The organism is Pseudomonas sp. M47T1, from assembly GCF_000263855.1.
Lineage (GTDB): Bacteria > Pseudomonadota > Gammaproteobacteria > Pseudomonadales > Pseudomonadaceae > Aquipseudomonas.
This window is the reverse complement of the sequence record NZ_AJWX01000005.1, coordinates 100985-123934: the sequence shown is the minus strand read 5'-3', so window position 1 is coordinate 123934 and position 22950 is coordinate 100985. Positions and strand designations below refer to the sequence as shown.

Annotated in this window: 18 protein-coding genes and 1 pseudogene; 6 read left to right on the top strand and 13 right to left on the bottom strand. The window is 62.4% G+C overall.

Going from position 1 to position 22950, the window contains the following annotated elements; genetic code table 11:
* Window positions 1-50: 50 nt before the first annotated feature.
* Both ahpC and ahpF read left to right on the top strand, forming a co-directional pair.
* Window positions 51-614: an alkyl hydroperoxide reductase subunit C gene (gene ahpC, locus PMM47T1_RS08040; protein ID WP_008367498.1), complete on the top strand. Its 564-nt coding sequence runs from the start codon at window positions 51-53 to the stop codon at window positions 612-614.
* Between the two features lie 120 nt (window positions 615-734).
* Window positions 735-2297 (top strand): alkyl hydroperoxide reductase subunit F, encoded by a 1563-nt coding sequence (gene ahpF / locus PMM47T1_RS08035; protein WP_008367491.1) that lies wholly within the window; start codon window positions 735-737, stop codon window positions 2295-2297.
* Window positions 2298-2522: 225 nt separating this feature from the next.
* Here the strand turns inward: ahpF and gloA are convergent, their stop codons facing one another.
* The 13 genes and pseudogenes from gloA to PMM47T1_RS07970 all read right to left on the bottom strand — a co-directional run bounded on the left by gloA (window position 2523) and on the right by PMM47T1_RS07970 (window position 16382).
* Window positions 2523-3041, bottom strand: a complete 519-nt coding sequence (gene gloA, locus PMM47T1_RS08030) for a lactoylglutathione lyase (RefSeq protein ID WP_008367489.1) — start codon at window positions 3039-3041, stop codon at window positions 2523-2525.
* Window positions 3042-3297: 256 nt separating this feature from the next.
* Window positions 3298-3663 (bottom strand): histone-like nucleoid-structuring protein, MvaT/MvaU family, encoded by a 366-nt coding sequence (locus tag PMM47T1_RS08025; protein ID WP_008367487.1) that lies wholly within the window; start codon window positions 3661-3663, stop codon window positions 3298-3300.
* Between the two features lie 393 nt (window positions 3664-4056).
* A complete protein-coding gene (locus PMM47T1_RS08020) occupies window positions 4057-4995 on the bottom strand; it encodes a carbohydrate kinase family protein (protein ID WP_008367485.1) in 939 nt (312 codons plus the stop codon).
* 17 nt (window positions 4996-5012) lie between these two features.
* On the bottom strand, window positions 5013-6479 hold the full coding sequence (gene xylB, locus PMM47T1_RS08015; RefSeq protein WP_008367483.1) for a xylulokinase: 1467 nt from the start codon (window positions 6477-6479) through the stop codon (window positions 5013-5015).
* A gap of 4 nt (window positions 6480-6483) precedes the next feature.
* Window positions 6484-7965: a mannitol dehydrogenase family protein gene (locus tag PMM47T1_RS08010; RefSeq protein WP_008367481.1), complete on the bottom strand. Its 1482-nt coding sequence runs from the start codon at window positions 7963-7965 to the stop codon at window positions 6484-6486.
* A gap of 15 nt (window positions 7966-7980) precedes the next feature.
* Complete coding sequence (locus tag PMM47T1_RS08005) at window positions 7981-9084, bottom strand: ABC transporter ATP-binding protein (RefSeq protein ID WP_008367479.1); 1104 nt, start codon at window positions 9082-9084, stop codon at window positions 7981-7983.
* A 149-nt stretch (window positions 9085-9233) separates the two neighbouring features.
* The gene (locus PMM47T1_RS08000) at window positions 9234-10070 is read right to left on the bottom strand and encodes a carbohydrate ABC transporter permease (protein ID WP_008367477.1); all 837 of its coding nucleotides are present in this window, start codon (window positions 10068-10070) and stop codon (window positions 9234-9236) included.
* A 10-nt stretch (window positions 10071-10080) separates the two neighbouring features.
* A pseudogene (locus tag PMM47T1_RS07995) lies at window positions 10081-10991 on the bottom strand (carbohydrate ABC transporter permease).
* 100 nt (window positions 10992-11091) lie between these two features.
* Window positions 11092-12414 carry an ABC transporter substrate-binding protein gene (locus PMM47T1_RS07990; RefSeq protein ID WP_008367473.1) on the bottom strand — a complete coding sequence of 441 codons (1323 nt, stop codon included), beginning with the start codon at window positions 12412-12414 and terminating at the stop codon, window positions 11092-11094.
* A gap of 238 nt (window positions 12415-12652) precedes the next feature.
* The gene (locus PMM47T1_RS07985) at window positions 12653-13561 is read right to left on the bottom strand and encodes an AraC family transcriptional regulator (protein WP_008367472.1); all 909 of its coding nucleotides are present in this window, start codon (window positions 13559-13561) and stop codon (window positions 12653-12655) included.
* Between the two features lie 73 nt (window positions 13562-13634).
* A complete protein-coding gene (locus tag PMM47T1_RS07980) occupies window positions 13635-14576 on the bottom strand; it encodes a MurR/RpiR family transcriptional regulator (RefSeq protein WP_008367471.1) in 942 nt (313 codons plus the stop codon).
* Between the two features lie 85 nt (window positions 14577-14661).
* Window positions 14662-15954 carry a glycosyltransferase gene (locus PMM47T1_RS07975; protein WP_008367470.1) on the bottom strand — a complete coding sequence of 431 codons (1293 nt, stop codon included), beginning with the start codon at window positions 15952-15954 and terminating at the stop codon, window positions 14662-14664.
* A gap of 62 nt (window positions 15955-16016) precedes the next feature.
* On the bottom strand, window positions 16017-16382 hold the full coding sequence (locus PMM47T1_RS07970; RefSeq protein ID WP_008367469.1) for a response regulator: 366 nt from the start codon (window positions 16380-16382) through the stop codon (window positions 16017-16019).
* A gap of 389 nt (window positions 16383-16771) precedes the next feature.
* Between PMM47T1_RS07970 and PMM47T1_RS07965 the strand changes: the two genes are divergently transcribed.
* The 4 genes from PMM47T1_RS07965 to PMM47T1_RS07950 are packed head-to-tail and all read left to right on the top strand — an operon-like array spanning window position 16772 to window position 22875.
* Window positions 16772-20260 carry a response regulator gene (locus PMM47T1_RS07965; protein WP_008367468.1) on the top strand — a complete coding sequence of 1163 codons (3489 nt, stop codon included), beginning with the start codon at window positions 16772-16774 and terminating at the stop codon, window positions 20258-20260.
* Window positions 20261-20291: 31 nt separating this feature from the next.
* Window positions 20292-21116, top strand: a complete 825-nt coding sequence (locus PMM47T1_RS07960; RefSeq protein WP_008367467.1) for a CheR family methyltransferase — start codon at window positions 20292-20294, stop codon at window positions 21114-21116.
* Window positions 21113-21706: a chemotaxis protein CheB gene (locus PMM47T1_RS07955; RefSeq protein ID WP_008367465.1), complete on the top strand. Its 594-nt coding sequence runs from the start codon at window positions 21113-21115 to the stop codon at window positions 21704-21706. The genes PMM47T1_RS07960 and PMM47T1_RS07955 overlap by 4 nt, the downstream gene beginning before the upstream one ends.
* Entirely contained in the window at window positions 21691-22875 is a 1185-nt protein-coding gene (locus PMM47T1_RS07950) for a hybrid sensor histidine kinase/response regulator (RefSeq protein WP_008367463.1), read from the top strand. The genes PMM47T1_RS07955 and PMM47T1_RS07950 overlap by 16 nt, the downstream gene beginning before the upstream one ends.
* The last annotated feature ends 75 nt before the right edge of the window (window positions 22876-22950 follow it).

Sequence of the window (22950 nt, the reverse complement as noted above, 5' to 3'; positions counted from 1 at the left end):
TTAGCCCTACACAGTTTTAACCCCTTCGACAAACCCATGGAGATTTACCGATGCCGATCATCAACAGCCAAGTAAAACCTTTCAAAGCACAGGCTTACCACGGCGGCAAGTTCGTTGAAGTCACCGAAGCCAACCTGAAAGGCAAATGGTCTGTCGTGTTCTTCTACCCAGCCGACTTCACCTTCGTCTGCCCAACCGAACTGGGCGACCTGGCTGACAACTACGCTCAATTCAAAGACCTGGGCGTCGAGATCTACGGCGTGTCCACCGACACCCATTTCACCCACAAAGCCTGGCACGACACCTCGGAAACCATCGCCAAGATCCAGTACCCACTGATCGGCGACCCGACCCACGTCATCTCCCGCAACTTCGACGTGCTGATCGAAGAAGCCGGTATCGCTGACCGTGGCACCTTCGTGATCAACCCGGAAGGCCAGATCAAAATCGTCGAACTGAACGACGGCGGTGTGGGTCGTGACGCTTCCGAGTTGCTGCGCAAGGTCAAGGCTGCCCAGTACGTGGCTGCCCACCCAGGCGAAGTTTGCCCAGCCAAGTGGAAAGAAGGCGAAGCGACCCTGGCTCCGTCCCTGGACCTGGTCGGCAAGATCTAAGTCCTCATGACGATGATCGGCTGCGTCATCCCATAGCACCCTCATCGCCCTGAACGCGCCCGGGCGAATTCGCCCGGGCGTTGTTTTTTATACCGTATTGAAAATGAAGGAATCGCCCGCATGTTGGACGCCAATCTTAAAGCCCAGTTGAAGTCGTACCTGGAACGGGTCACCCAACCGATCGAGATCGTCGCGTCCCTTGATGACGGCGCGAAATCCCAGGAATTGCTTGGCCTGCTGCGTGACATCGACGGCCTGTCGGACAAGATCACGCTGCTGGACAACGGTAATGACGCGCGCAAGCCGTCGTTCTCCGTCAACCGCCCGGGCGCGGATATCAGCCTGCGTTTCGCCGGTATCCCCATGGGCCACGAATTCACCTCCCTGGTGCTGGCCCTGCTGCAAGTCGGCGGCCACCCTTCCAAGGCGAGCGCCGAGGTGATCGAACAGATCGTCGGGCTCAAGGGTGAATTCAATTTCGAGACTTACTTCTCGCTGTCGTGCCAGAACTGCCCGGACGTGGTGCAGGCGTTGAACCTGATGGCGGTGCTCAACCCCAACGTGCGCCATGTGGCCATTGACGGCGCGCTGTTCCAGGCTGAAGTCGACGCCCGTCAGGTGATGGCGGTGCCCAGTGTCTACCTCAATGGCGAGAACTTTGGCCAAGGCCGTATGGGCCTGGAAGAAATCCTTGCCAAGATCGACACCAGCGCCGGCGACAAGGCGGCCGAGAAGCTCAACGCCAAGGACGCTTTCGACGTATTGGTGGTGGGTGGTGGCCCGGCAGGTTCTGCCGCAGCTATCTACGCAGCGCGCAAGGGTATCCGTACTGGCGTTGCCGCCGAGCGCTTTGGCGGTCAGGTGCTGGACACCATGGCCATCGAGAACTTCATCTCGGTGCAGCACACTGAAGGCCCGAAACTGGCCGTGGCGCTGGAAGAGCACGTCAAGGAATATGATGTCGACATCATGAACCTGCAACGCGCCGAGGCCCTGATCCCGGGCCAGGACGGTCAGCTGCACGAAGTGCGCTTCGCCAGCGGTGCAAGCCTGAAGGCCAAGACCGTGATCCTGGCCACCGGTGCGCGCTGGCGTGAAATGAACGTGCCCGGCGAGCAGGAATACCGCAACCGCGGCGTGGCCTACTGCCCGCACTGCGATGGTCCGCTGTTCAAAGGCAAGCGCGTCGCCGTGATTGGCGGCGGTAACTCGGGCGTGGAAGCGGCCATCGACCTGGCCGGTATCGTCGCCCACGTGACCTTGCTGGAATTCGACAGCCAACTGCGCGCCGACGCCGTGCTGCAACGCAAGCTGCACAGCCTGCCGAATGTCACGGTCATCACCAGTGCGCTGACCACTGAAGTGACCGGCGACGGCCAGAAGGTCAACGGCCTGCGCTACAAGGACCGCCAGACCAGCGAAACCCAGACCGTGGACCTGGAAGGCATCTTCGTGCAGATCGGCCTGTTGCCCAACACCGATTGGCTCAAGGGTACAATCGAGCTGTCCCAGCGTGGCGAGATCATGGTTGACGCGCGTGGTGAAACCAACTTGCCGGGCATTTTCGCCGCCGGCGACGTGACCACCGTGCCGTACAAGCAGATCGTGATTGCGGTGGGCGAGGGCGCCAAGGCGTCGCTGTCCGCGTTCGACCACTTGATACGCACCTCCGCACCGGCCTGATCAGGCCTGTGCCAACAAAAAGCCCGCTGGCCATTACGGCCAGCGGGCTTTTTTGTGGTGCTTGACGGGATTCACGGGAATACCCTGCGATACTCCGCTGCTGCTGTTAGCTTTTGACGTGGCTTTTGATTGAGTGCCAGGGCCCAAGCAGGGCCCGGCACACCAGGCGCCTGTCGCAGGCAGCGTCTTGCGACGCGGCTGGCGGCGCTGCTACAGCGTTGCCGGTCAGAAGTTTGGCTGGATAATTTCCACCCAGTAGGCATCCGGGTCCTTGATGAACGCGATGTTCTTCATGCGGCCGTCGGTCAGGCGCTTCTGGAAGTCCACGCCCAGCGCTTCGAAGCGCTGGCAGGCGGCCTGGATGTCGGGTACCGACACACAGATATGGCCAAAGCCACGCGGGTCGGTGTTGCCGTTGTGGTACGCGAAGTCGACGTCGTTTTCGGTGCCGTGGTTGTGGGTCAGTTCGAGAATGCCCGGCATCGACTTCATCCAGGTGTGGCGTTGGGCGTCATCAGCCGGGATCTGCGCCTTGTCCACCAAGGCCAGGAAATACAGGCTGAATTGTGCTTCAGGGAAATCGCGCTTTTCCACCAGGCTGAAACCCAGCACACGGGTGTAGAAGTCCAGCGACTGCTCGATGTTCTTGACGCGCAACATGGTGTGGTTGAACACGAAATTATGCGTGGCGGCATCCGGGGTGGCGGTCACGCCGGGGAAGGTATTCAAGTCTTGCAGGCTCATGGGAACTCCAGAACAGGATGAAAGTTGGACAAGACGCGCCGGGCGCATCGCCGCAGTGGATGTAAGAGTTCTTGTAAGCCTGCCATGATACGCAACTGTTGCGACCAGGCCAAATACCCATCGGGCCAATAACCAAATCGCAGGCAATAAGAAGCCCGCCGAAGCGGGCATTGGGGCGCTAGTCCATTAGCAGATTCCATCCTGTAAGATCGGGTGTGAAAATCCTGTGAAAAAAAATGCCCGACCGTACCTTTGGTCAGCCGCGCAGCCAGCTATCAACGGCCGCCGGCCCATATTGCTGCTTCCAGGCCTTCAGGCCGCGGTGGTTGCCGCCCTTGGTTTCTATCAGCTCGCCCGTGTGCGGGTTTTCATAGACCTTCACCACCCGTGGCCGGCGGTGCTGGCGCGGGGTTTGGCGCGTGGCGAGCGACAGGCCGTGGCTGGGGTCGAGGATGGCGACGATATCGCGCAGGCCTTTGTCATAGGCCTTCATCAGGTCCAGCAACTTGTGCTCGAATTCGATCTCCTTTTTCAGGCCGGCGTGATTCTTCAGTGACTCCAATTGGGCAAGCTGTGCCTCAAGGGCTTTTTCAGCGGCGCGAAACTCGGCGAGTCTGGACAATGTCATTCTCCAATCATGTATTCATAACCTGCCGGGCCACCACAAAACGTTGGCGGCCCCGGCAGCGGCACTTACGATCAACTTGCAACATCACGGAATGATCATTCGATGGTCTTGCGTGAGCAGAGGATAGTGGCAGTTATCGCATTAGTAAATGCCGAAAGTGAATGTTTTTCCGGGTGGGTGCCGTTATTTTTAGCGCGTCTTACTCCTGCCCTGCCTCATTCCGGTGCATTATGTAGGACGTCAAGTTTTGTAATTTCCGATAACTCTGTAAGAACTTTCCTGCGAATTGCGAAGTTCTTGCAAAAGTATTAATCAGTTTGTACAAGTTCGTATCTAAGCTAGTTCAAAGAACAAACGTAGCCGCTGCGGGCAGCGGCTACGGGGCGGTCAGGGCAGTTGGCGGCGGTACGGCAGGTCGGGCCCCACTTGGGTGCAGGTCAGGGCCGCTGCAGCCGTGGCAAAGTGCAGCAGTTGCAGCAACTGCTCGCGGCCCAGGCTTTCCAGGCCCTGGGCAGAGGCCAGGTCCTGCTCGTGCAGCCAGGTCAGCAGCGCCGCCTGGAAGGTGTCGCCGGCCCCCACGGTGTCGGCCATTTGCACGGCCTGGGCAGGCACCTGCAGGTGGCCGTGCTGGCGGCTGTAGACGCTGGCCCCTTCGGCCCCACGGGTGACGAACACCACCTGGCAGCGCTCGCCCAGCCACTGGTTGGCGATGGCGCTGGCGTCCTGATCGGGGTACAGCAGCGCCAGATCCTCGTCGCTGACCTTGATCAGGTGCGCAAGGCCGGCGAATTCGCCGATGCGGCGGCGCCACAGGCCGATGTCCGGGGCGGGATTGAGGCGCACGTTGGGGTCCAGGCTGATCAGGCGTTGGTCGTGCTCGCGCCGGGCCAGGGCCAGCAGGGTGCTGCCCACCGGTTCCACCACCAGTGAAAACGAGCCGAAGTGCACGCCACGCACCGAGTCATCGAGGGTGGGCAGGTGCGCCAGGGTCAACAGGCGATCGGCGCAGCCTTGGCCGCGAAAGCTGTACTGCGGTGTGCCATTGGCGCCTACCGCCACCATGGCGAGGGTAGTGGGCGCATCGAAATCATGCAGGTAATGCTCGCTGACGCCTTCGCCGGTCAGCACCGCGCGCAGCCGTTGCCCCAGGAAGTCCTGGGACACCCCGGCCAGCAGCGCCGAAGGCACACCCAGGCGCGCCAGGCCTACCGCCACGTTGAAGGGCGAGCCGCCCGCCACCGCCTCGTAGCCCAGGCGCGAGGCCTGGGCATAGCGATGGGGCTCACAGAAAAAATCGAACAGTGCTTCGCCACAGACCAAAAACATGATGACTCCCTATGAATTCACAGCACCGCAAGGTGCTGACGATAGTGTCGATAGACCTGCTCGTAGGCTTGCACATGGGCGGCGATGGGGCGTGCGTCATGGGCCGGGTCCAATTGCACGCAGCGTTGGCACAGGCTGGTCAACTCTCCCGCGCCGTCGCACCACGCCGCCTGGATGGCCGCGCCAAGGGCCGCTGCCTCGGTGTGCCGAGGGCAGGTGACCTGGGTGTTCATGATGTCAGCCACCATCTGCCGCCAGGCCGCGCTGCGTGCACCGCCGCCGATCAGGCGGATACTGTGGCTGGCAAGGCCTGCCGCGCGCAAGAGGTCCAGCCCGTAACGCAGGCCGAAGGTGGTGCCTTCCACGGCCGCCCGGCACAGGTTGGCCGCATTCAGGTTGCCGGGGGTCAGGCCCAGCAGACTGCCGGTGGCATGGGGCAGGGCGGGTACCCGTTCGCCGTTGAGAAAGGGCAGCATCAGCACACCGTCGGCACCGATAGGGGCCATTTCCACCTGGCGGTTGAACGCCTCCACGCTCAGGGCGAACAGTTCGCGCACGGCGCTGGTGACGTTGGTCAGGTTCATGGTGCAGATCAGCGGCAGCCAGCCGCCGGTGGACGAACAGAAGGTGGCCACCTCGGGCTCTGCGCTGACCGCAGGTTCCGCGCTGTAGGCGTAGACGGTGCCCGAGGAGCCCAGGCTCATGGTCACCACCCCCGGCTCGATGTTGCCGGTGCCGATGGCGCCCATCATGTTGTCGCCACCGCCGCTGGACACCCGCGCCGCCGGGTTCAGCCCCAGCCGCCGTGCCACCTCGGGCAGCAGTTGGCCCACGGCTTCGCGGGGGCCTATCAGGGTTGGCAGGGCCTTTTGCAGGCGGCCGCCTGGATCGATGTCGCGCAGTATCTGCAGGTCCCATTGGCGCTGGCGTACATCAAAGTAACCAGTGCCCGAGGCGTCGCCGTATTCGCTGCAGTGACGGCCGGTCAGCCAGAAATTCAGGTAGTCGTGGGGCAGCAGTACGTGGGCGATCTGGCGAAAGACTTCGGGGTGTTCCTCCAGGGTCCACAGCAGCTTCGACACCGTGTAGCCCGGCGCGATGGCCACGCCCAGGCGGTCCAGCGAGCCTTGCGGGCCGCCCAGGTGGTCCAGCAGGCGCTGGTTCTGCGCGCTGGACTCGGTGTCGCACCACAGCTTGGCCGGGCGCAGCACCTGGCCGTGCTCGTCCAGCAGCACCAGGCCATGTTGCTGGCCCGACACCCCCACCGCTTGCACCTGCTGGCCATCCACGCCGGCCTCGGCCAAGGCCTGGGCAGTGGCGGTGCACAGCGCCTGTACCCATTGGGCCGGGTCTTGCTCTCGGCGGCCGCCGGGGCCGCTGATCATGTCATGGGGGGCTGAGCCCTGGCCCAGCACCTGGCCGCTGGCGGCGTCCAGCAGCAGCGCCTTGGTGCCTTGGGTGCCGCAATCGATGCCCAGGTACATGGCCTTACTCCTCGTAGCTCAGCAGGCGCTCCAGGGTCTTGTCGACCCCCAGTTGGCGCAGGTGCTTGAGCTGGTTTTCGAACGCGGCGACGAAGGCCGCCGATTGCGGGATGCGGGTACCAAAAATCTCTTCCACGCCCAGCAGGCGCTGGGTCAGCATGACGTCGTCGGCCACCAGCGCCTGGCAAAACTCGGCGCGCGGGTCGGGAATGCTGTAGTGCGTGCCATTTTCGTCGACGCCCTTGAGGTACAGCGCCCAGGCGGCGACCACCAGCGCGGCGCGATCCAGCGTGGCGCCGTCCTCGATCAGCCGGTTGAGGGTTGGGACGGTGAATTTGGGAAACTTCGACGAGCCGTCCGAACACACCCGTTCCAGTTGGTCGGCGATGGCCTGGTTGCTGAAACGCTCAATCAGGGTGTCCTTGTAGCCTTCCAGGTCGATGCCTGGCACCGAGACCAGTTGCGGGGTGACGTCGCGGTCCATGTAGGCGCGGATGTAACGCACGAACAGTGGGTCGTTCATGGTTTCGTGGACGAAACGGTAGCCCTTGAGAAAGCCCAGGTAGGTGAGGGCCAAGTGGCTGCCGTTGAGCAGCTTGATCTTCATGTCCTCATAGGGCGTGACGTCGTCGGTAAACTGCACGCCAACCTTCTCCCAGGCCGGGCGGCCGTTGCCGAATTTGTCTTCCAGCACCCATTGCACGAAAGGCTCGCACACCACTGGCCATTGATCGTCCAGGCCATGTTGTTCGAGCAACTGGCGCTTGTGCGCGGTACTGGTCATGGGGGTGATGCGGTCGACCATGGCGTTGGGAAAACTGACGTGCTCGGCAATCCAGTCACGCAAGCCCGCGTCACGCAGCGCGGCAAACGCCAGCACCGCCTTGCGCGCCACCGCGCCGTTGTGTGGCAGGTTATCGCAGGACATCACCGTGAACGCCGGGGTGCCGGCCTTACGCCGCTTGGCCAGCGCCGCGCACAGGAAGCCGAAAACCGTGTGCGGCGCGTCGGGGTGGGCCAGATCATGCTGGATAGCGGGCAGATGCGCCATGAACTCGCCGGTGCTGTCGTCCATGCAGTAGCCGCCCTCGGTAATGGTCAGCGAGACGATGCGCACGGCCGCTTCAGCCAGTTTGTCGACCAGGGCCTGCGGGTTGTCCTCGCCCAGCAGCATGCCGCTGATGGCGGCGATCACCCGTACTTCGTGGCCGCTGCCGTCGCCCAGTTCCACCAGGGTGTACAGCGAGTCCTGGGCGGCCAGGGCGTCGCGCATGGTCTGGTCCTCGCTGCGCAGGCCGGCGCCGCAAATGGCCCAGTCCAGCCCTTCGCCGATGTTCATCAAAGCGTCGGTGTAAAACGCCTGGTGAGCGCGATGAAAACCGCCCACGCCAATGTGCACAATGCCCTGGCGAGTGGCGGCGCGGTCGTAGGTGGGGCGCTTGATGTGCGCGGCCAGGGCAGCCAGGTTCTGCTGATTCAATTTCATCGGTGAAAATCCTCTTCAGGCCGCGGCCAGCAACGGTTTGGCCACGGCGACGCCCTGGGCGTCGAACAGGTGGCAGTGGTTGGCGTCCAGGTGCAGGTTCAGGCGCTCGCCGTACTGGCTGGCCATGTCGCCGCGAATACGCAGGGTCAAGGGCTCGCCCGAATCGGTGACCACGTGGCAGAAGGTGTCGCTGCCCAGGCGTTCACCCACGTCGGCGGTTACCGCCAGCGAGGGCTGGCCCGGCTGCGCCAGCTCCAGGTGTTCGGGGCGGATGCCCAGGGTCACGTCGCTGCCCACGCTGAGGCTGGCGTTGCTGCGCGGCAGGCTGATGCGCGTGCCGGCTGCCAATTCCACCTCACAGCCCTGGTGGTCAACGCGGGTGACGTGGCCTTTGAGAAAACCCATTTTCGGCGTGCCAAGGAAACCGGCCACGAACAGGTTGGCCGGGTGGTGGTACAGCTCCAGCGGCGAGCCCACCTGCTCGATGCGCCCGGCGCTGAGCACCACCACCTTGTCGGCCAGGGTCATGGCTTCCACCTGGTCGTGGGTGACGTAGATCATGGTGGCCTGCAGCTCCTTGTGCAGGCGCGCCAGTTCCAGGCGCATCTGAACCCGCAGGGCAGCGTCGAGGTTGGACAGCGGTTCATCAAAGAGGAAGATCCGCGGGTTGCGCACAATCGCCCGGCCGATGGCCACGCGCTGGCGCTGGCCGCCGGACAATTGCCGGGGCTTGCGCTCCAGCAGCGGTTCCAGTTCGAGGATGCGCGCGGCTTCGCCAACCTTGCGCTGCACTTCCTGTTTGTCGGCGCCGGCCAGGTCCAGGGCGAAGGACATGTTCTTGCGCACCGTCATGTGCGGGTACAGGGCGTAGGTCTGGAACACCATGGCCAGGTCGCGCTTGGCTGGGCTGACTTCAGTGATGTCGCGGCCGTCGAGTTCTATGGTGCCGCTGGTGACCTCTTCCAGGCCTGCGATGAGGCGCAGCAGGGTCGACTTACCACAGCCGGACGGGCCGACGAACACCACGAATTCCTTGTCGTTCACCTGCAGGTCAATGCCCTTGATGATGGACAGGCCTTCAAAGCCCTTTTTCAGGTTTTTTATTTTCAATGTGGCCATGACATCACTCCTGGCGAATGGCTGAACAGCTGTTGTGGGAGCGGGCTCTGCCCGCGAAAAGGACACCTGGGTGTATCAGCAGCAATGCGGTGCCTGTTTCGCGGGCAGAACCCGCTCCCACGAGCATTGAGAAGCTGTGGGTAAGGGGGTCATTTCACAGCACCGAAGGACAGCCCGCGCACCAACTGCTTCTGACTGATCCAGCCAAAGATCAGGATGGGCGCGCAGGCCAGGGTCGACACCGCCGACAGCTTGGCCCAGAACAGCCCTTCAGGGCTTGAGTAGGAGGCAATCAGCGCGGTCAGCGGTGCTGCGTTGGAACTGGTGAGGTTCAGCGACCAGAAGGCCTCGTTCCAGCACAAAATCAGCGACAGCAACAGGGTCGACGCCAGGCCACCCTTGCTGATGGGCAGCAGTACGCGAATCATTTCCTGCAGCAGCGTGGCGCCGTCCAGGCGGGCGGCTTCGAGAATGTCCCGGGGGATGTCCTTGAAATAGGTGTACACCATCCATACCACGATAGGCAGGTTGATCAGGGTGTAGATCACAATCAGCGCCAGCTTGCTGTCCAGCAGGCCGAACCCCTTGGCCAGCAGGTAGATGGGCATTAACACGCCCACCGGCGGCAACATCTTGGTGGACAACATCCACAGCAAGGTCTGCTTGGTGCGCTTGGTCTCGTAGAAGGCCATGGAGTAGGCCGCCGGTACCGCGATCAGCATGCACAGCACCGTGGCGCTGAACGATATGGCCACCGAGTTCCAGGCGAAGTGGAAGTAGTCGCTGCGCTCCTGGATGTGCAGGTAATTTTCCAGCGTGGGCGTGAAAATGAACTGCGGCGGCGTGGCGAAGGCGTCGATCTCGGTTTTGAAGCTGGTCAGCACCATCCAGAAAATGGGGAAGAACAGCAGCAGGGCGATGGCCCAGGCCAGAATGCCCAGTAGCAGGCTCTGCACGCGCCGGTGTTGCTTGAGTGTGAGGTTCATGGCACGGCCCTCAAGGCTGGTCGGTGAGGTTTTTGCCGATCATCCGCACCAGGATGATGGCGGCGATGTTGGCGATGACCACGGCAATCAGGCCACCGGCCGAGGCCATGCCCACGTCGAACTGCACCAGCGCCTGGTTGTAGATCAGGTACGCAAGGTTGGTGGAGGCGAACCCTGGGCCACCGTTGGTGGTGGTGAATATCTCGGCGAACACCGACAGCAGGAAGATGGTTTCGATCATCACCACCACGGCAATCGGCCGGGCCAGGTGCGGCAGGGTCAGGTGCCAGAAAATCGCTATGGGGCCGGCACCGTCCAGGCGTGCGGCTTCTTTCTGTTCCTGGTCCAGCGACTGCATGGCGGTCATCAGCAGCAGAATCGCGAACGGCAGCCACTGCCACGAGACAATGATGATGATCGACAGCAGCGGGTAGTTCGCCAGCCAGTCCACGGGTTGGGCGCCGAATGCCCGCCACAGGGCGGCGAGGATGCCCGACACCGGGTGGAAGATGAGGTTCTTGAAGATCAGCGCGCCCACCGTGGGCATGATGAAAAACGGCGATATCAGCAGCACACGCACGATGCCGCGGCCAAAGAACTCGCTGGCTTCCAGCAGTGCCGAAATCAGCACGCCCAGCACCACGCTGATCAGCAGTACGCTGCCCACCAGCAACAGGGTGTTGGTCATGCCCGGGATAAACCCTTCATCTGTGAAGAAGAAGGTGAAGTTGCCCAGGCCGGTGAAGGTTTTCTCGCCACCGTCCAACAGGTTGTAGCGCATCAGCGAGAAATACACGGTCATGGCCAGCGGTACCACCATCCACAGCAGCAACAGCGCCACGGAAGGGGTGACCAGAAACCAGCCAGGGTTGTTCAGGCGGCGCTTGCCCGGGTCCGGCTGGGCCGGGTGGCGTTGGGCATGGGGCTGCGCCTTGGCAGTGGAGGTGCTCATGGTGTGGGGTACCTTGAAAGGCGGAACAGGCTGGCCGGCCCCGGGGCGGGGCCGGCCGCTACAGTCCTGTTACTTGGGGTAGCCGGCGCGCTTCATTTCGCGCTCAGTAGTTGCCTGGGCGTCGGCCAGGGCTTTTTCCACGGTGCTGGTACCCACCAGGGCGCCGGAGAACAGCTTGCCCACCTGGGTACCGATGCCCTGAAATTCAGGAATGGTCACCAACTGGATGCCCACGTAGGGCACGGGCTTGGCCGAGGGGTGCTTGGGGTCTACCGACTTCAGCGATTCCAGGGTGATCTTCGCGAACGGTGCGGCCTTCATGTAGGCATCGCTGTAGGTGGAGGCACGGGTACCGGGCGGTACGTTGGTGATGCCGTCCTTGTCAGCCACCAGCGAGGCATACTGCTCGGAGGTTGCCCATTGGGTGAAGGTCTTGGCGGCGTCCTTGGCCTTGGAGCTGGTGGGAATGGCCAGGGCCCAGGAGTACAGCCAGGCTGAGCCTTTGTCGGTTTTTTCGTGGGGCGCGTAGGTGAAGCCGACACTGTCGGCCACCTTGCTCTGGGACTTGTCGGTCACGAACGAGCCAGCCACCGTGGCGTCAACCCACATGGCGCACTTGCCGCTGTTGAACAGCGCCAGGTTTTCGTTGAAGCCGTTGCTCGAGGCGCCTGGCGGGCCGTATTGCTTCATGGTGTCGACGTAGAAGGTCAGGGCGCCGGTCCATTCCGGCCCGGTGAATTCAGGCTGCCATTTCTCGTCGAACCAGCGGCCGCCCCAGGCGTTGGCCAGGGTGGTGATCAGCGCCATGTTCTCGCCCCAGCCGGCCTTGCCGCGCAGGCAAATGCCGTACTGGTCCTTGGCCTTGTCGGTGAGCTTGGCGGCGAACTCGCCCATTTGGGTCCAGGTGGGGCGTTCGGGCATGGTCAGCCCGGCGGCCTTGAACAGGTCGGTGCGGTAATAGGTCATCGAGCTTTCGGCGTAGAACGGCAGCGCATACAGCGTGCCGTTCACCGACAGGCCGTCGCGCACCGAGGGGAACACGTCATCGAGCTTGTAGTCGGCGGGCAGGTCTTTCATCGGTTCCAGCCAGCCCTTGGCGCCCCACAGTGCCGCTTCGTACATGCCAATGGTCAGTACGTCGAACTGGCCACCCTGGGTGGCGATATCGGTGGTGAGGCGCTGGCGCAGCACGTTTTCTTCCAGCACCACCCATTTGAGCTTGATGTCGGGGTGCTGTTCCTCGAAGGTTTTCGACAGCCGCTGCATGCGGATCATGTCGCTGTTGTTGACCGTGGCAATGGTCAGGGTCTGGTCGGCTTGGGCCGTGACGCAGAGCCCCAGCAGGGCGGCAAGGGTGGCGCGGGCAAGCAGGGTTTTGACGGGCATCGACATCACACACTCCTCTTCGGTGCCCGGTGGGCACGAAGCCTGGTTATTGTTGTTGTCGCTTCCTGAAGCGGGGGAAGCATCTGCCTTGATTACAGACCGAAAATGGGTGGGTTACAAATCCTTGGAGGCATGGGGATTGATACTATTTTGCACTTGGCGGGGAATGTGCGGCGTTCTCAGTATCGATCGCCGCCAGATGCGCAGGCCCGATACATTGGTTGCAACGCGCCACGCCATCGAATCAGCCTCCCATGTTCTGCTCGGTCAACCGCTGCACCACCAAGCGCCGATAATGGCTGGGCGTCATGCCCTTCAACTGCTGGAACCGCCGGTTGAAGTTGGAAATGTTATTGAACCCCGACTCGAAGCACACGTCCGTCACGGCCTTGTCGCCATCGGCCAGCAATTCGCAGGATTTGCTGATGCGCAGGCGGTTGACGAACTCCACGAAGCAGCGCCCCGTGGCTTGTTTGAACACGCGGGAGAAATAGGTGGGTTTCATGCCCAGGTACTGCGCCACTTCCTCCAGCGGCAGCTCGCGGCCGTAGTGGCTGAAAATGTAGTCCACGGCGCGGTTGGTGCGGTCCATGCTGTGGTCGTCCGCCAGGGGCGGGGCGCTGCTGTCGGACAGCAGTTGATAGTCTTCGCAGCCTGCCAGCAGCTCCAGCAGGATCAGGAAGTGCCCCAGGCGGCTGACCCCGCGGCTGTCGGCGATGCGCTGCATCAGCAGCGCGGCCTGGGCCAGGGTGTGCGGGCAGCGAAACTCAATGCCATGGCGGGCGCGTTCCAGCAGTGGCGCCAAGGTTTTCAGTTCGCTGAACACCGGCTGCGCGCTGTCGAACAGCTCGTCGGTGAAGTTCACCAGCATGTCGCGCTTTTCCACCACCTGGTCGGGCTCTATCTGGCTGATCCAGTTATGGGGCAGGTTGGGGCCGGTGAGGAACAGGCTGTTGGGGTTGAAATTGCCAATGTAGTCGCCCACGAAGACCTTGCCCGAGCTGGCCACGATCAGGTGCAGTTCATATTCCTTGTGGAAGTGCCAACGCACCAGCGGGCAGGGGAAGCCGTGCTGGCGATAGATGATCGACAGGCCTTCATGGTCGTCCATCAATTCATAGGACGGATCGGTGATTCTGCTGGGTCGGGTCATGCCGTGGCCGCTTGTTGTTGTTTGCCAGGTACCTTCAGAGTAATCAATGGCTCGGCCGGCGCGCAATGGCCGCTCAGTCGTGGGGGTCGCTGCCAGTGCGTTGCAGGTACTGCAGGGCATCCTCGGCCAGGCGGATGGACTCGTTCACCGGTTCCAGGTTGCGCAGGCGCACGGCGCTGGCCAGGGCTTCGATAATCGCCAGCAGGGCCACCTTGGAGTTGCGCAGCACCGGGTGCGCCGGCGGTGCGAACAGGCAGTGGTCGGCAATGTCGACCATGGGCGAGGCTGGCGAGTCGGTAATGGCCATCACCGCAGCCCCGCGCCTGCGGGCGTATTGGGCCATGCGCAGGGTGTCGCGGGTATAGGGTGGCAACGCCAGGGTCAGCAAGGTGTCGCCCTGGCTGATGGTGGCCAGGCGGTAGGCGGCGTTTTCGCTGCCGCCTTCCATGTTCAGCGTGACCACGTGGGCGCAGTGGGGCACCAGGCAACTGGCGGCCAGCCCGGCCAGAAAATGGCAGTTGCCGAAGCCCAGGATGTACAGGTGGTTGGCCTGGCTCACGGCTTTGACGATGGCGTCGAAGTGCTCATCGTCATTGGCGTTGAGCAGGGCCTCCAGGTTGCCGTTGCTCAGGCGCACCTGTTGGCTCAGGCCAAAGCCGCGCTCGGGGTGATGAGCCAATTCGCTGTGGATCTGGTCGGCGGGCGACACAAGCGCCAGCAAGTGCTGCACCAGGGCCTCGCGCAGGCCCGTGAAGCCATTGAACCCCATATGGTTGGCCAGGCGGTTGACCGCCGCGGTGGAGGTGCACGCGCCCTCGGCCAGGCGCTCGATGTTCAGCGTTGGCGACAGCCAGGGGTTCTGCAGGATGAAATACGCCACCTTGTACAGGGCGGTCTGTTTTTCGCCCTGAGTGCCGCCATTGTGACGCAGCCCGTCGGCCACCTGGATCATCTGCTGCATCAACGGGGTCTTGTAGACCTTGTGCGAGAAATCAGTGAACGTGGAGTCCATCATGACGGCGGCGACCTGTGGGTTTTATTGGAGGGTTCTGGTCCGTAATCCAAAAAGTGTATCCGTTATTTTATAATCCGGATCCAATTCAGGATGAAATTTTTCCCTTCGCCTCGATCCATTGCGCCATGTACTGGGTACTTTTGTGGTGATGATGGCGCAGCATGGCCCCAGTGAAGTTCGCCAGGCGATGCTCGGCAAGCGTCTGGCGCAAGCTTTCCACGCGCTGCACCAGGGCTTGGGCATGGGCGGTATAGGCGTAGCGCTGTCGCAGCAACGGCATGGCCTGGGCCTGGGCGTGTTGCCAGGTATCAGCCTGCTGATACAGTGTGACGGCGGCCTCCACCAGGCCGGCCACGTCGTTCTCCACCCGCCCGGGCCAGGGCAGGTCGCCGCGCATGCCTTCGGCGCCGATGGCCGTGGTGACGCTGGGGGTGCCGCACAGCATGGCATCGAGCAGCTTGCCCTTGATGCCGGCACCAAAGCGCAGGGGCGCCAGGGCCACGCGGGCATCGCCCATCACCTGAAGGGCGTCCTCGGCCCAATTCATGATGCGGAACCCTTGGGCCGGGTTGTTCAGCGCGGTGGCCTTGGGCGGCGTGTAGGCGCCGTACAGGTGCAGTTCGGCCTGGGGCAGGCGTTGACGAATGCGCGGCCACAGCACGGTCTTGAGCCACAGCACGGCGTCCCAGTTGGGGGCGTGGCGGAAATTGCCGATGCTGAGGAAGTGCGCTCGCTGTTCGAAGGGCTTCCAGTCCCGGGGCGTGTCGTCGACCATCAACGGGCAGGCATGCAGCAGCGCGGCCGGCACGCGAAAGTGCTCGGTCAGCAGCGTACTCTCGGCATCGGAGATCATCAGGCTCAGGTCCGAGCGGTAAATGGCCGCCATTTCCCGCTGGCTGATATCAGCCGCCGCCATGTGCCGGTACAGCCCGGGGTGGTCAAGCTGGAACAGGTCGCTGAAGTCCTCGCCCTCGGGGTTGTCCTTCAAGCGTTGCTTGAGCAACGCCTGGCGGGCGTCGCGCAGGCTTTGCAGGTCGCAGGTTTCCAGCACGCGCAGGGCCTGGGGGCAGTGCTTCTCGACGCGCCAGCCGAACTGCTCTTCCATCAAGAACCGGTCGAACAGCACCACGTCCGGCGCCAGGGTGGCGACAAACCGGTCGAAACTCTCGTTGTTCAGTGCTATGGGCTGGCGGGCGATGCCCAGCGCGGCCAGGTCGGCCATGTGCTCGCCGTCGCCTGCGGGGCTGGCGAAGGTGATCTGCCAACCCTGGTCCAGGAACGCCTGGAGGATCTGCATCATGTGCCCGCCGGCGGCCGAGGAACGCGGTTCGGGCCAGACGTAGCCGATGACCAGCAGGTGTGAGCGGGGGTGAGACATGGGCAGTGGTTCCGGGCAGGCGAAAAAGCCGGCTATTAGATCACAGTGCCCGCCTGCGTGGATCAGCGCTGTGCGAGCACGGCCTTGACCTTGTCGCGCAGTTGGTCGATGGAGAAGGGCTTGCCGATGATGTGCATGTCGGCCGCTACCTGGATGTTTTCGGCGTAGCCGCTGGCGAACAGCACGCGCAGGTCAGAGCGCAGTTTGCGTGCTTTGACGGCGAGTTCGGTGCCTGGCGTGTCAGGCAGGCCCTGGTCGGTCATCATCAGGTCGATGACCGCGTCACTTTCCAGAATAGCCAACGCCTCCAAGCCGTTGGCGGCTTCCAGTACCGTGTATTCCAGCTCCTCCAGCACGTCGACGATCAACATGCGCACGATCGAGTCATCCTCGACGACAAGAATGGTTGCGGCGGTGGCTTCTGGCATTGGAGCAGTCCTGGGCGGTGGCAAGGGGCAGGGCGCGGGATATGCGCCGCCGGTCTCTAATAGTAAGCGGGTGGGCTGGCAAGTTCCGTGGTAGGGGAGGCCAAATCGTAAAAAACTGCTCGGCAAGGATACCGGCGTGGTGGGTAGATGCAACCAAGGCAGGCCCTGTAGCCGCTACCCGGCCTGACGGCCGCTGCTACAGGCCCTATGGTCAAATCGCAAAATACGCCCGCCGCCACTGGCCAAAACCCCGGCCGCCTTCTAGAAAGGGTAAGGGAACACGGAATGTTAAAAGCGAAATTTCTTACGATGATGTGGGAAATTTTGGACCTTTTATGTGGATTTCCGGCAAACTCTGCCGTTTTACCACCAGACCCGGGCGCATGGACATGAGCAAACCCTCCAGCATCGATGAGCAAAGTTTCCGCAAGCTGCTGACGCGCAACGTCAGTCTGCCGTTGGGCGTGGGCCTGCTGAGCGGTGTAGTGTTCGTGGGCATTATCGCCTACCTGATGAATACCATCGATTGGGTGGAGCACACCGACCGGGTCATCAACAACGCCAACGAAGTGGCCAAGCTGTCCATTGATATGGAAACCGGCATGCGCGGTTACCTGCTCAGTGGCAAGGAAGACTACCTGGACCCCTTCGAGCTGGCCAAGCCGCGCCTGGCGGCCGAGGTACCGGCGCTGAAAGAACTGGTGGCCGACAACAACACCCAGGTGGACCGCCTGACCCGCATCATGGCCCTGCAGAAAGAGTGGCTGAACTACTCGCAGACCATGATCGACATGAAGCGCAGCACCGGCGATTACTCGTCGGTGGTGCAGACCGGTCGTGGCAAGCGCCTCACCGACGCGATTCGTGGTGAATTCGAAGACTTCATCGCTATGGAACACAGCCTGCGCATTCAACGCAGCGAAGATGTGTCCCACACCATTACCCTGTCGGTCACCCTCTACATCCTGTTCCTGGTGCTGATCAGCGCGGCCCTGGCGTTTTTCGGCCGCCGCGACATGGTCAGCCTTTCCACCACTTACGGGGAAAACCTCGACGCCCAGCGCCGCAGTTCCGAGCGCCTGGAAGCCCAGGCCTGGCTGCGAACCGGCCAGACTCAGCTGGCCGAGCAGGTGCTGGGGCAGCTGACCCTGCAAATGCTGGGGCGCAATATTCTGCAGTTCTTCTCCAATTACCTGGGCAGCGTGGTGGCCGCTGTCTATGTGCGTGAAGAGCACGGCAGCCTGCGCCGGGTGGCCAGCTATGGCTTCTCCCGCGAGCAGGAAAACCGCGACCAGGTTATCATCAACGGTGAAGGGGTGATCGGCCAGGTTGCCCAGAACGGTCGCCTGGTGCGGCTGGACGACTTGCCCCAGGACTATTTCAAGTTCGCCTCGGGCCTTGGCGAAGGCCTGCCCCACAGCGTGCTGATCGTGCCCACCCACAATGACGACGGCATCAATGGCGTGGTCGAGCTGGGCTTCCTGCGCCCCCTGACCGACCGCGACGCCGAGCTGCTGGAGCTGCTGGCCAGCAACATCGGCACCTCCATCGAGGCGGCCCGTTACCGCCAGCGCCTGCAGGAAGTGCTGGCCGAGACCCAGCAGCTCAACGAAGAGCTGCAAGTGCAGCAGGAAGAACTCAAGACCGCCAACGAAGAGCTCGAAGAGCAGTCGCGGGTGCTCAAGGAGTCTCAGGCGCACCTGGAAACCCAGCAGGCCGAGCTGGAACAGACCAATGAGCAATTGGCCGAGCGCACCGACGCCCTGGCCGAGCAGCGCGATGCTCTGGATGCCAAGAACCTGGAGCTCAACCGCGCCCAGGTGGAGCTGGAAGAGCGCGCCGAAGAGCTGCAGCGCTCCAGCAAGTACAAGTCCGAATTCCTCGCCAACATGTCTCATGAGCTGCGCACGCCGCTCAACAGCTCGCTGATTCTGGCCAAGCTGCTGGCCGAGAACGCCGAGGAAAACCTCACGGGCGAGCAGGTCAAGTTCGCCGAGTCGATCTATTCGGCCGGCAACGACCTGCTCAACCTGATCAACGACATTCTCGACATTTCCAAGGTCGAGGCCGGCAAGTTGGACGTGCGCCCGGAAAACACCAGCACCGCGCGCCTGGTCGATGGCCTGCGCACCCTGTTCGAGCCGCTGGCGGCCGACAAGAACCTGGCGTTTTCCGTGGAACTGCTGGAAGGCGCGCCGACCATGCTGTTCACCGACCGCCAGCGCGTGGAGCAGATTCTCAAGAACCTGTTGTCCAACGCCCTGAAGTTCACCGAGCACGGCCAGGTAACCTTGAGTGTGGCGCCGCAGCCGGACAACGGCATCGCGTTCCACGTGCGCGACACCGGCATTGGTGTTGCCAGCGACCAGCAACAGGCCATTTTCGAGGCCTTCCGCCAGGCCGATGGCACCACCAACCGCCGTTACGGCGGTACCGGCCTGGGCCTGTCGATTTCCCGCGACCTGGCCAACCTGCTGGGTGGCTACATCAGCGTCAGCAGCAGCCTGGGCAAGGGCAGCGAGTTCACCCTGATACTGCCGCAGCGCTATGAAGAGGCCGAGCGCGAAGAGGTGCACCCGGCGCCCATGGTCCTGCAGCCAGCCTACAGCGCCCCCAGCGAGCCTGCGCCTGTGTTGGTGCCGGACGTGGTGATCGCGCGCTTCCCCGACGACCGCGAGCAGGGGCCGTTCCAGCGCCGCTGCATTTTGGTGATCGAGGACGAACCCAATTTCGCCCGTATCCTGTTCGACCTGGCCCACGAGCTGAATTACCACTGCCTGGTGGCCCATGGCGCCGACGAAGGCTTCAACCTGGCCGCACAGTTCGTGCCCGACGCCATCCTGCTGGACATGCGCTTGCCCGACCATTCTGGCCTCACCGTGCTGCAACGCCTCAAGGAGCTGCCGGCCACCCGTCACATCCCGGTGCACGTGATTTCTGTGGAAGACCGCGTGGAGGCGGCCATGCACATGGGTGCGGTGGGCTATGCGGTGAAACCCACCACCCGTGACGAGCTCAAGCAGGTGTTCGGCCGTCTGGAAGCCAAGCTCACGCAGAAGCTCAAGCGCATCCTGCTGGTGGAAGACGACGACCTGCAACGCGAAAGCATTGCCCGCCTGATTGGCGACGAAGACATCGAGATCACTGCGGTGGGCTTGGCCCAGGAGGCCCTGGACCTGCTGCGCGACAATGTTTACGACTGCATGATCATCGACCTCAAACTGCCGGACATGCAGGGCAACGACCTGCTAAAACGCATGTCCACCGAGGAAATCTGCGCGTTCCCGCCGGTGATCGTCTACACCGGGCGCAACATGACCCGTGACGAGGAGGCCGAGCTGCTCAAGTATTCGCGCTCCATTATCATCAAGGGCGCTCGCTCGCCCGAGCGCCTGCTCGACGAAGTGACACTTTTTCTGCACAAAGTCGAATCCCAGCTGTCTCAGGAAAGACAGAAGATGCTCAAGACTGCGCGCAGCCGCGACAAGGTCTTCGAGGGGCGCAAGATTCTGGTGGTGGACGACGACGTACGCAACATCTTCGCCCTCACCAGTGCCCTGGAGCACAAGGGCGCGATCGTGGAAATCGGTCGCAACGGCCGTGAGGCCATCGACAAACTCAATGAAGTGCAAGACATCGACCTGGTGCTGATGGACGTGATGATGCCGGAAATGGACGGCTATGAAGCCACCCGCGAGATCCGCAAGGACACGCGCTGGCGCAAGCTGCCGATCATCGCCGTGACCGCCAAGGCCATGAAGGACGACCAGGAGCGCTGCCTGCAGGCGGGCGCTAACGATTACCTGGCCAAGCCCATCGACCTGGATCGGCTGTTTTCGCTGATACGCGTGTGGTTGCCACAGTTGGAGCGCATTTAGTGCAGGACCCCGTTGAACAAGGCCATCGTCCATGACGATGGTGGAACCCAATACCGACATCGAGATCCGCTTGCTGATCGAGGCCATCTACCTCAAGTACAGCTACGATTTTCGTGATTATTCCGGCGCGTCCATCAAGCGCCGGATCCACCACGCCCTGCGTCAACTGGAATGCAAGACCATTTCCGCCTTACAGGAAAGGGTACTGCACGACCCCACGGCGTTCATGCAACTGTTGCAGTACCTGACCATTCCGGTGAGCGAGATGTTTCGCGACCCCGAGCACTTCCTGGCCATCCGCCGCGAGGTGGTGCCGCTGCTCAGGACCTACCCGTCGATCAAGATCTGGATCGCCGGCTGCAGCACGGGCGAAGAGGTGTACTCCATGGCCATCCTGCTGCGCGAGGAAGGGCTGCTCGAACGCACCATTATTTACGCCACCGACATCAACCCGCAGTCCCTGGACAAGGCCAAACAAGGCATCTACTCCATGGAAAACTTGCGCACCTACACCGAGAACTACCAGCGCGCCGGTGGCCAGCAGGCGTTTTCCAACTACTATACCGCCGCTTATGGCAACGCCATTTTCGACAGCAGCCTGCGCGACAATGTGACCTTCGCCGACCACAGCCTGGCCACCGACAGCGTGTTTTCCGAAACCCAGTTGGTGTCGTGCCGCAACGTGCTGATCTATTTCAACAAGAAGCTCCAGGACCGGGCCTTTGGCCTGTTTCACGAGTCGCTGTGCCACCGCGGCTTCCTGGTGCTGGGCAGTAAGGAAACCCTGGATTTCTCGGCGTACAGCGAGCAGTTCGAAGCCCTGGCCAAACCTGAACGGATCTACCGCAAGCGATGAACCGCGCCGCGCCGTACGAAGCCGTGGTAGTAGGCGCGTCCGCCGGTGGCGTGGAAGCGCTGTTGCGCGTGTACGGCTTGCTACCGCCCAGTTTCGCCCTGCCGGTGCTGACCGTGCTGCACCTGCCCGACGACCGTCACAGTCAACTGGCCGAAGTGTTCGCCCGGCGCATGCACCGCGCGGCCAAGGAGGCCGTGGACAAGGAAGACATACAAGCAGGGATGTTTTATTTCGCCGGCCCCGGGTATCACCTGTCGGTGGAACAGGACCGCAGCCTGTCGTTGAGCCAGGAGGAGCGGGTGCATTACTCGCGCCCCTCCATCGACATGCTGTTCGAATCGGCTGCCGACGCCTACGGCCCGCGCCTGATCGGGGTGCTGCTGACCGGCGCCAACGAAGACGGTGCGCGTGGCCTGGCAACGATTGGCGAACGCGGCGGTCTGACCATTGTCCAGGACCCGGCCGAGGCGCGCGTGGCGATCATGCCAGAAGCGGCGCTCAAGTTACGCCGGCCCGACCATATTCTCCCATTGAACGGCATAGGCTCATTGCTCGCCGAGCTGGAACATAGCGCATGTCAAGCCCGATAAAAAAAGCCAAACTGCTGATCGTCGATGACCTGCCAGAAAACCTGCTGGCCCTCGAAGCGCTGATCAAGGCCGACGACCGCGAAGTGCACAAAGCACTCTCGGCCGACGAGGCCTTGTCGCTGCTGTTGCAACACGAATTCGCCTTGGCCATCCTGGATGTGCAGATGCCGGGCATGAACGGCTTTGAGCTGGCCGAGCTGATGCGCGGTACGGAAAAGACCAAGAGCATCCCCATCGTCTTTGTCAGCGCCGCGGGGCGTGAGCTGAACTACGCCTTCAAGGGCTATGAAAGCGGGGCGGTGGACTTTTTGCACAAGCCGCTGGAAATCCATGCGGTGAAAAGCAAGGTCAGTGTGTTTGTCGACCTGTACTCCCAGCGCAAAGCCCTCAAGGAGCAACTCGATGCCCTGGAGCGCAGCCGCCAGGAACAGGAAGTGCTGCTGAAAAAACTGCAAGCCACCCAGAACGAATTGCAGCACGCGGTGCGCATGCGCGACGACTTCATGTCCATCGTCTCCCATGAAGTGCGCACGCCGCTCAATGGGCTGATCCTGGAAACCCAACTGCGCAAGCTGCACTTGGCTCGGGACAACGCCGACGCGTTCAGCCTGGACAAGATGCGCGGCATGGTGGAGCGCGACGAGCGACAGATCCAGAGCCTGATTCGCCTGATAGAAGATATGCTCGATGTGTCACGCATTCGTACCGGCAAGCTGTCGATTCGCCCCAGCGAGTTCGACCTGACCCAGTTGGTGGCCAACCTGGTGGACAATTTTGCCCCGCAGGTCGCCGCCGCCGAATGCACCATCAGCCTGCACGCCACCGAGCCGGTTGTGGGCACCTGGGACGAGTTCCGGGTGGAACAGGTGATTTCCAACCTGGTGTCCAACGCCCTGCGCTACGGCGGCCGCGGGCCCATCGAAGTCAGCGTGTACGCCCACAAGGGCGCCGCCCTGGTGGAGGTTCGCGACCATGGCATCGGCATCAGCAAGGAAAACCAGGCGCGTATCTTCCAGCAGTTCGAGCGGGTCTCGGCCACCCATGTAGTGGCGGGGCTGGGCTTGGGGCTGTTCATTTCCGAGCAGATTGTGGTGGCCCATGGTGGGTCGATCACAGTGAACAGCGCGCTGGGTGAAGGGTCGACGTTTACCGTCTGCCTGCCGATGTAGGATTCGCCCAACGGCACGCAACCTCTGCTGGTTGCCACGGTCGTATAGGCAGCCAACCCAAAAGTACATAGGCGT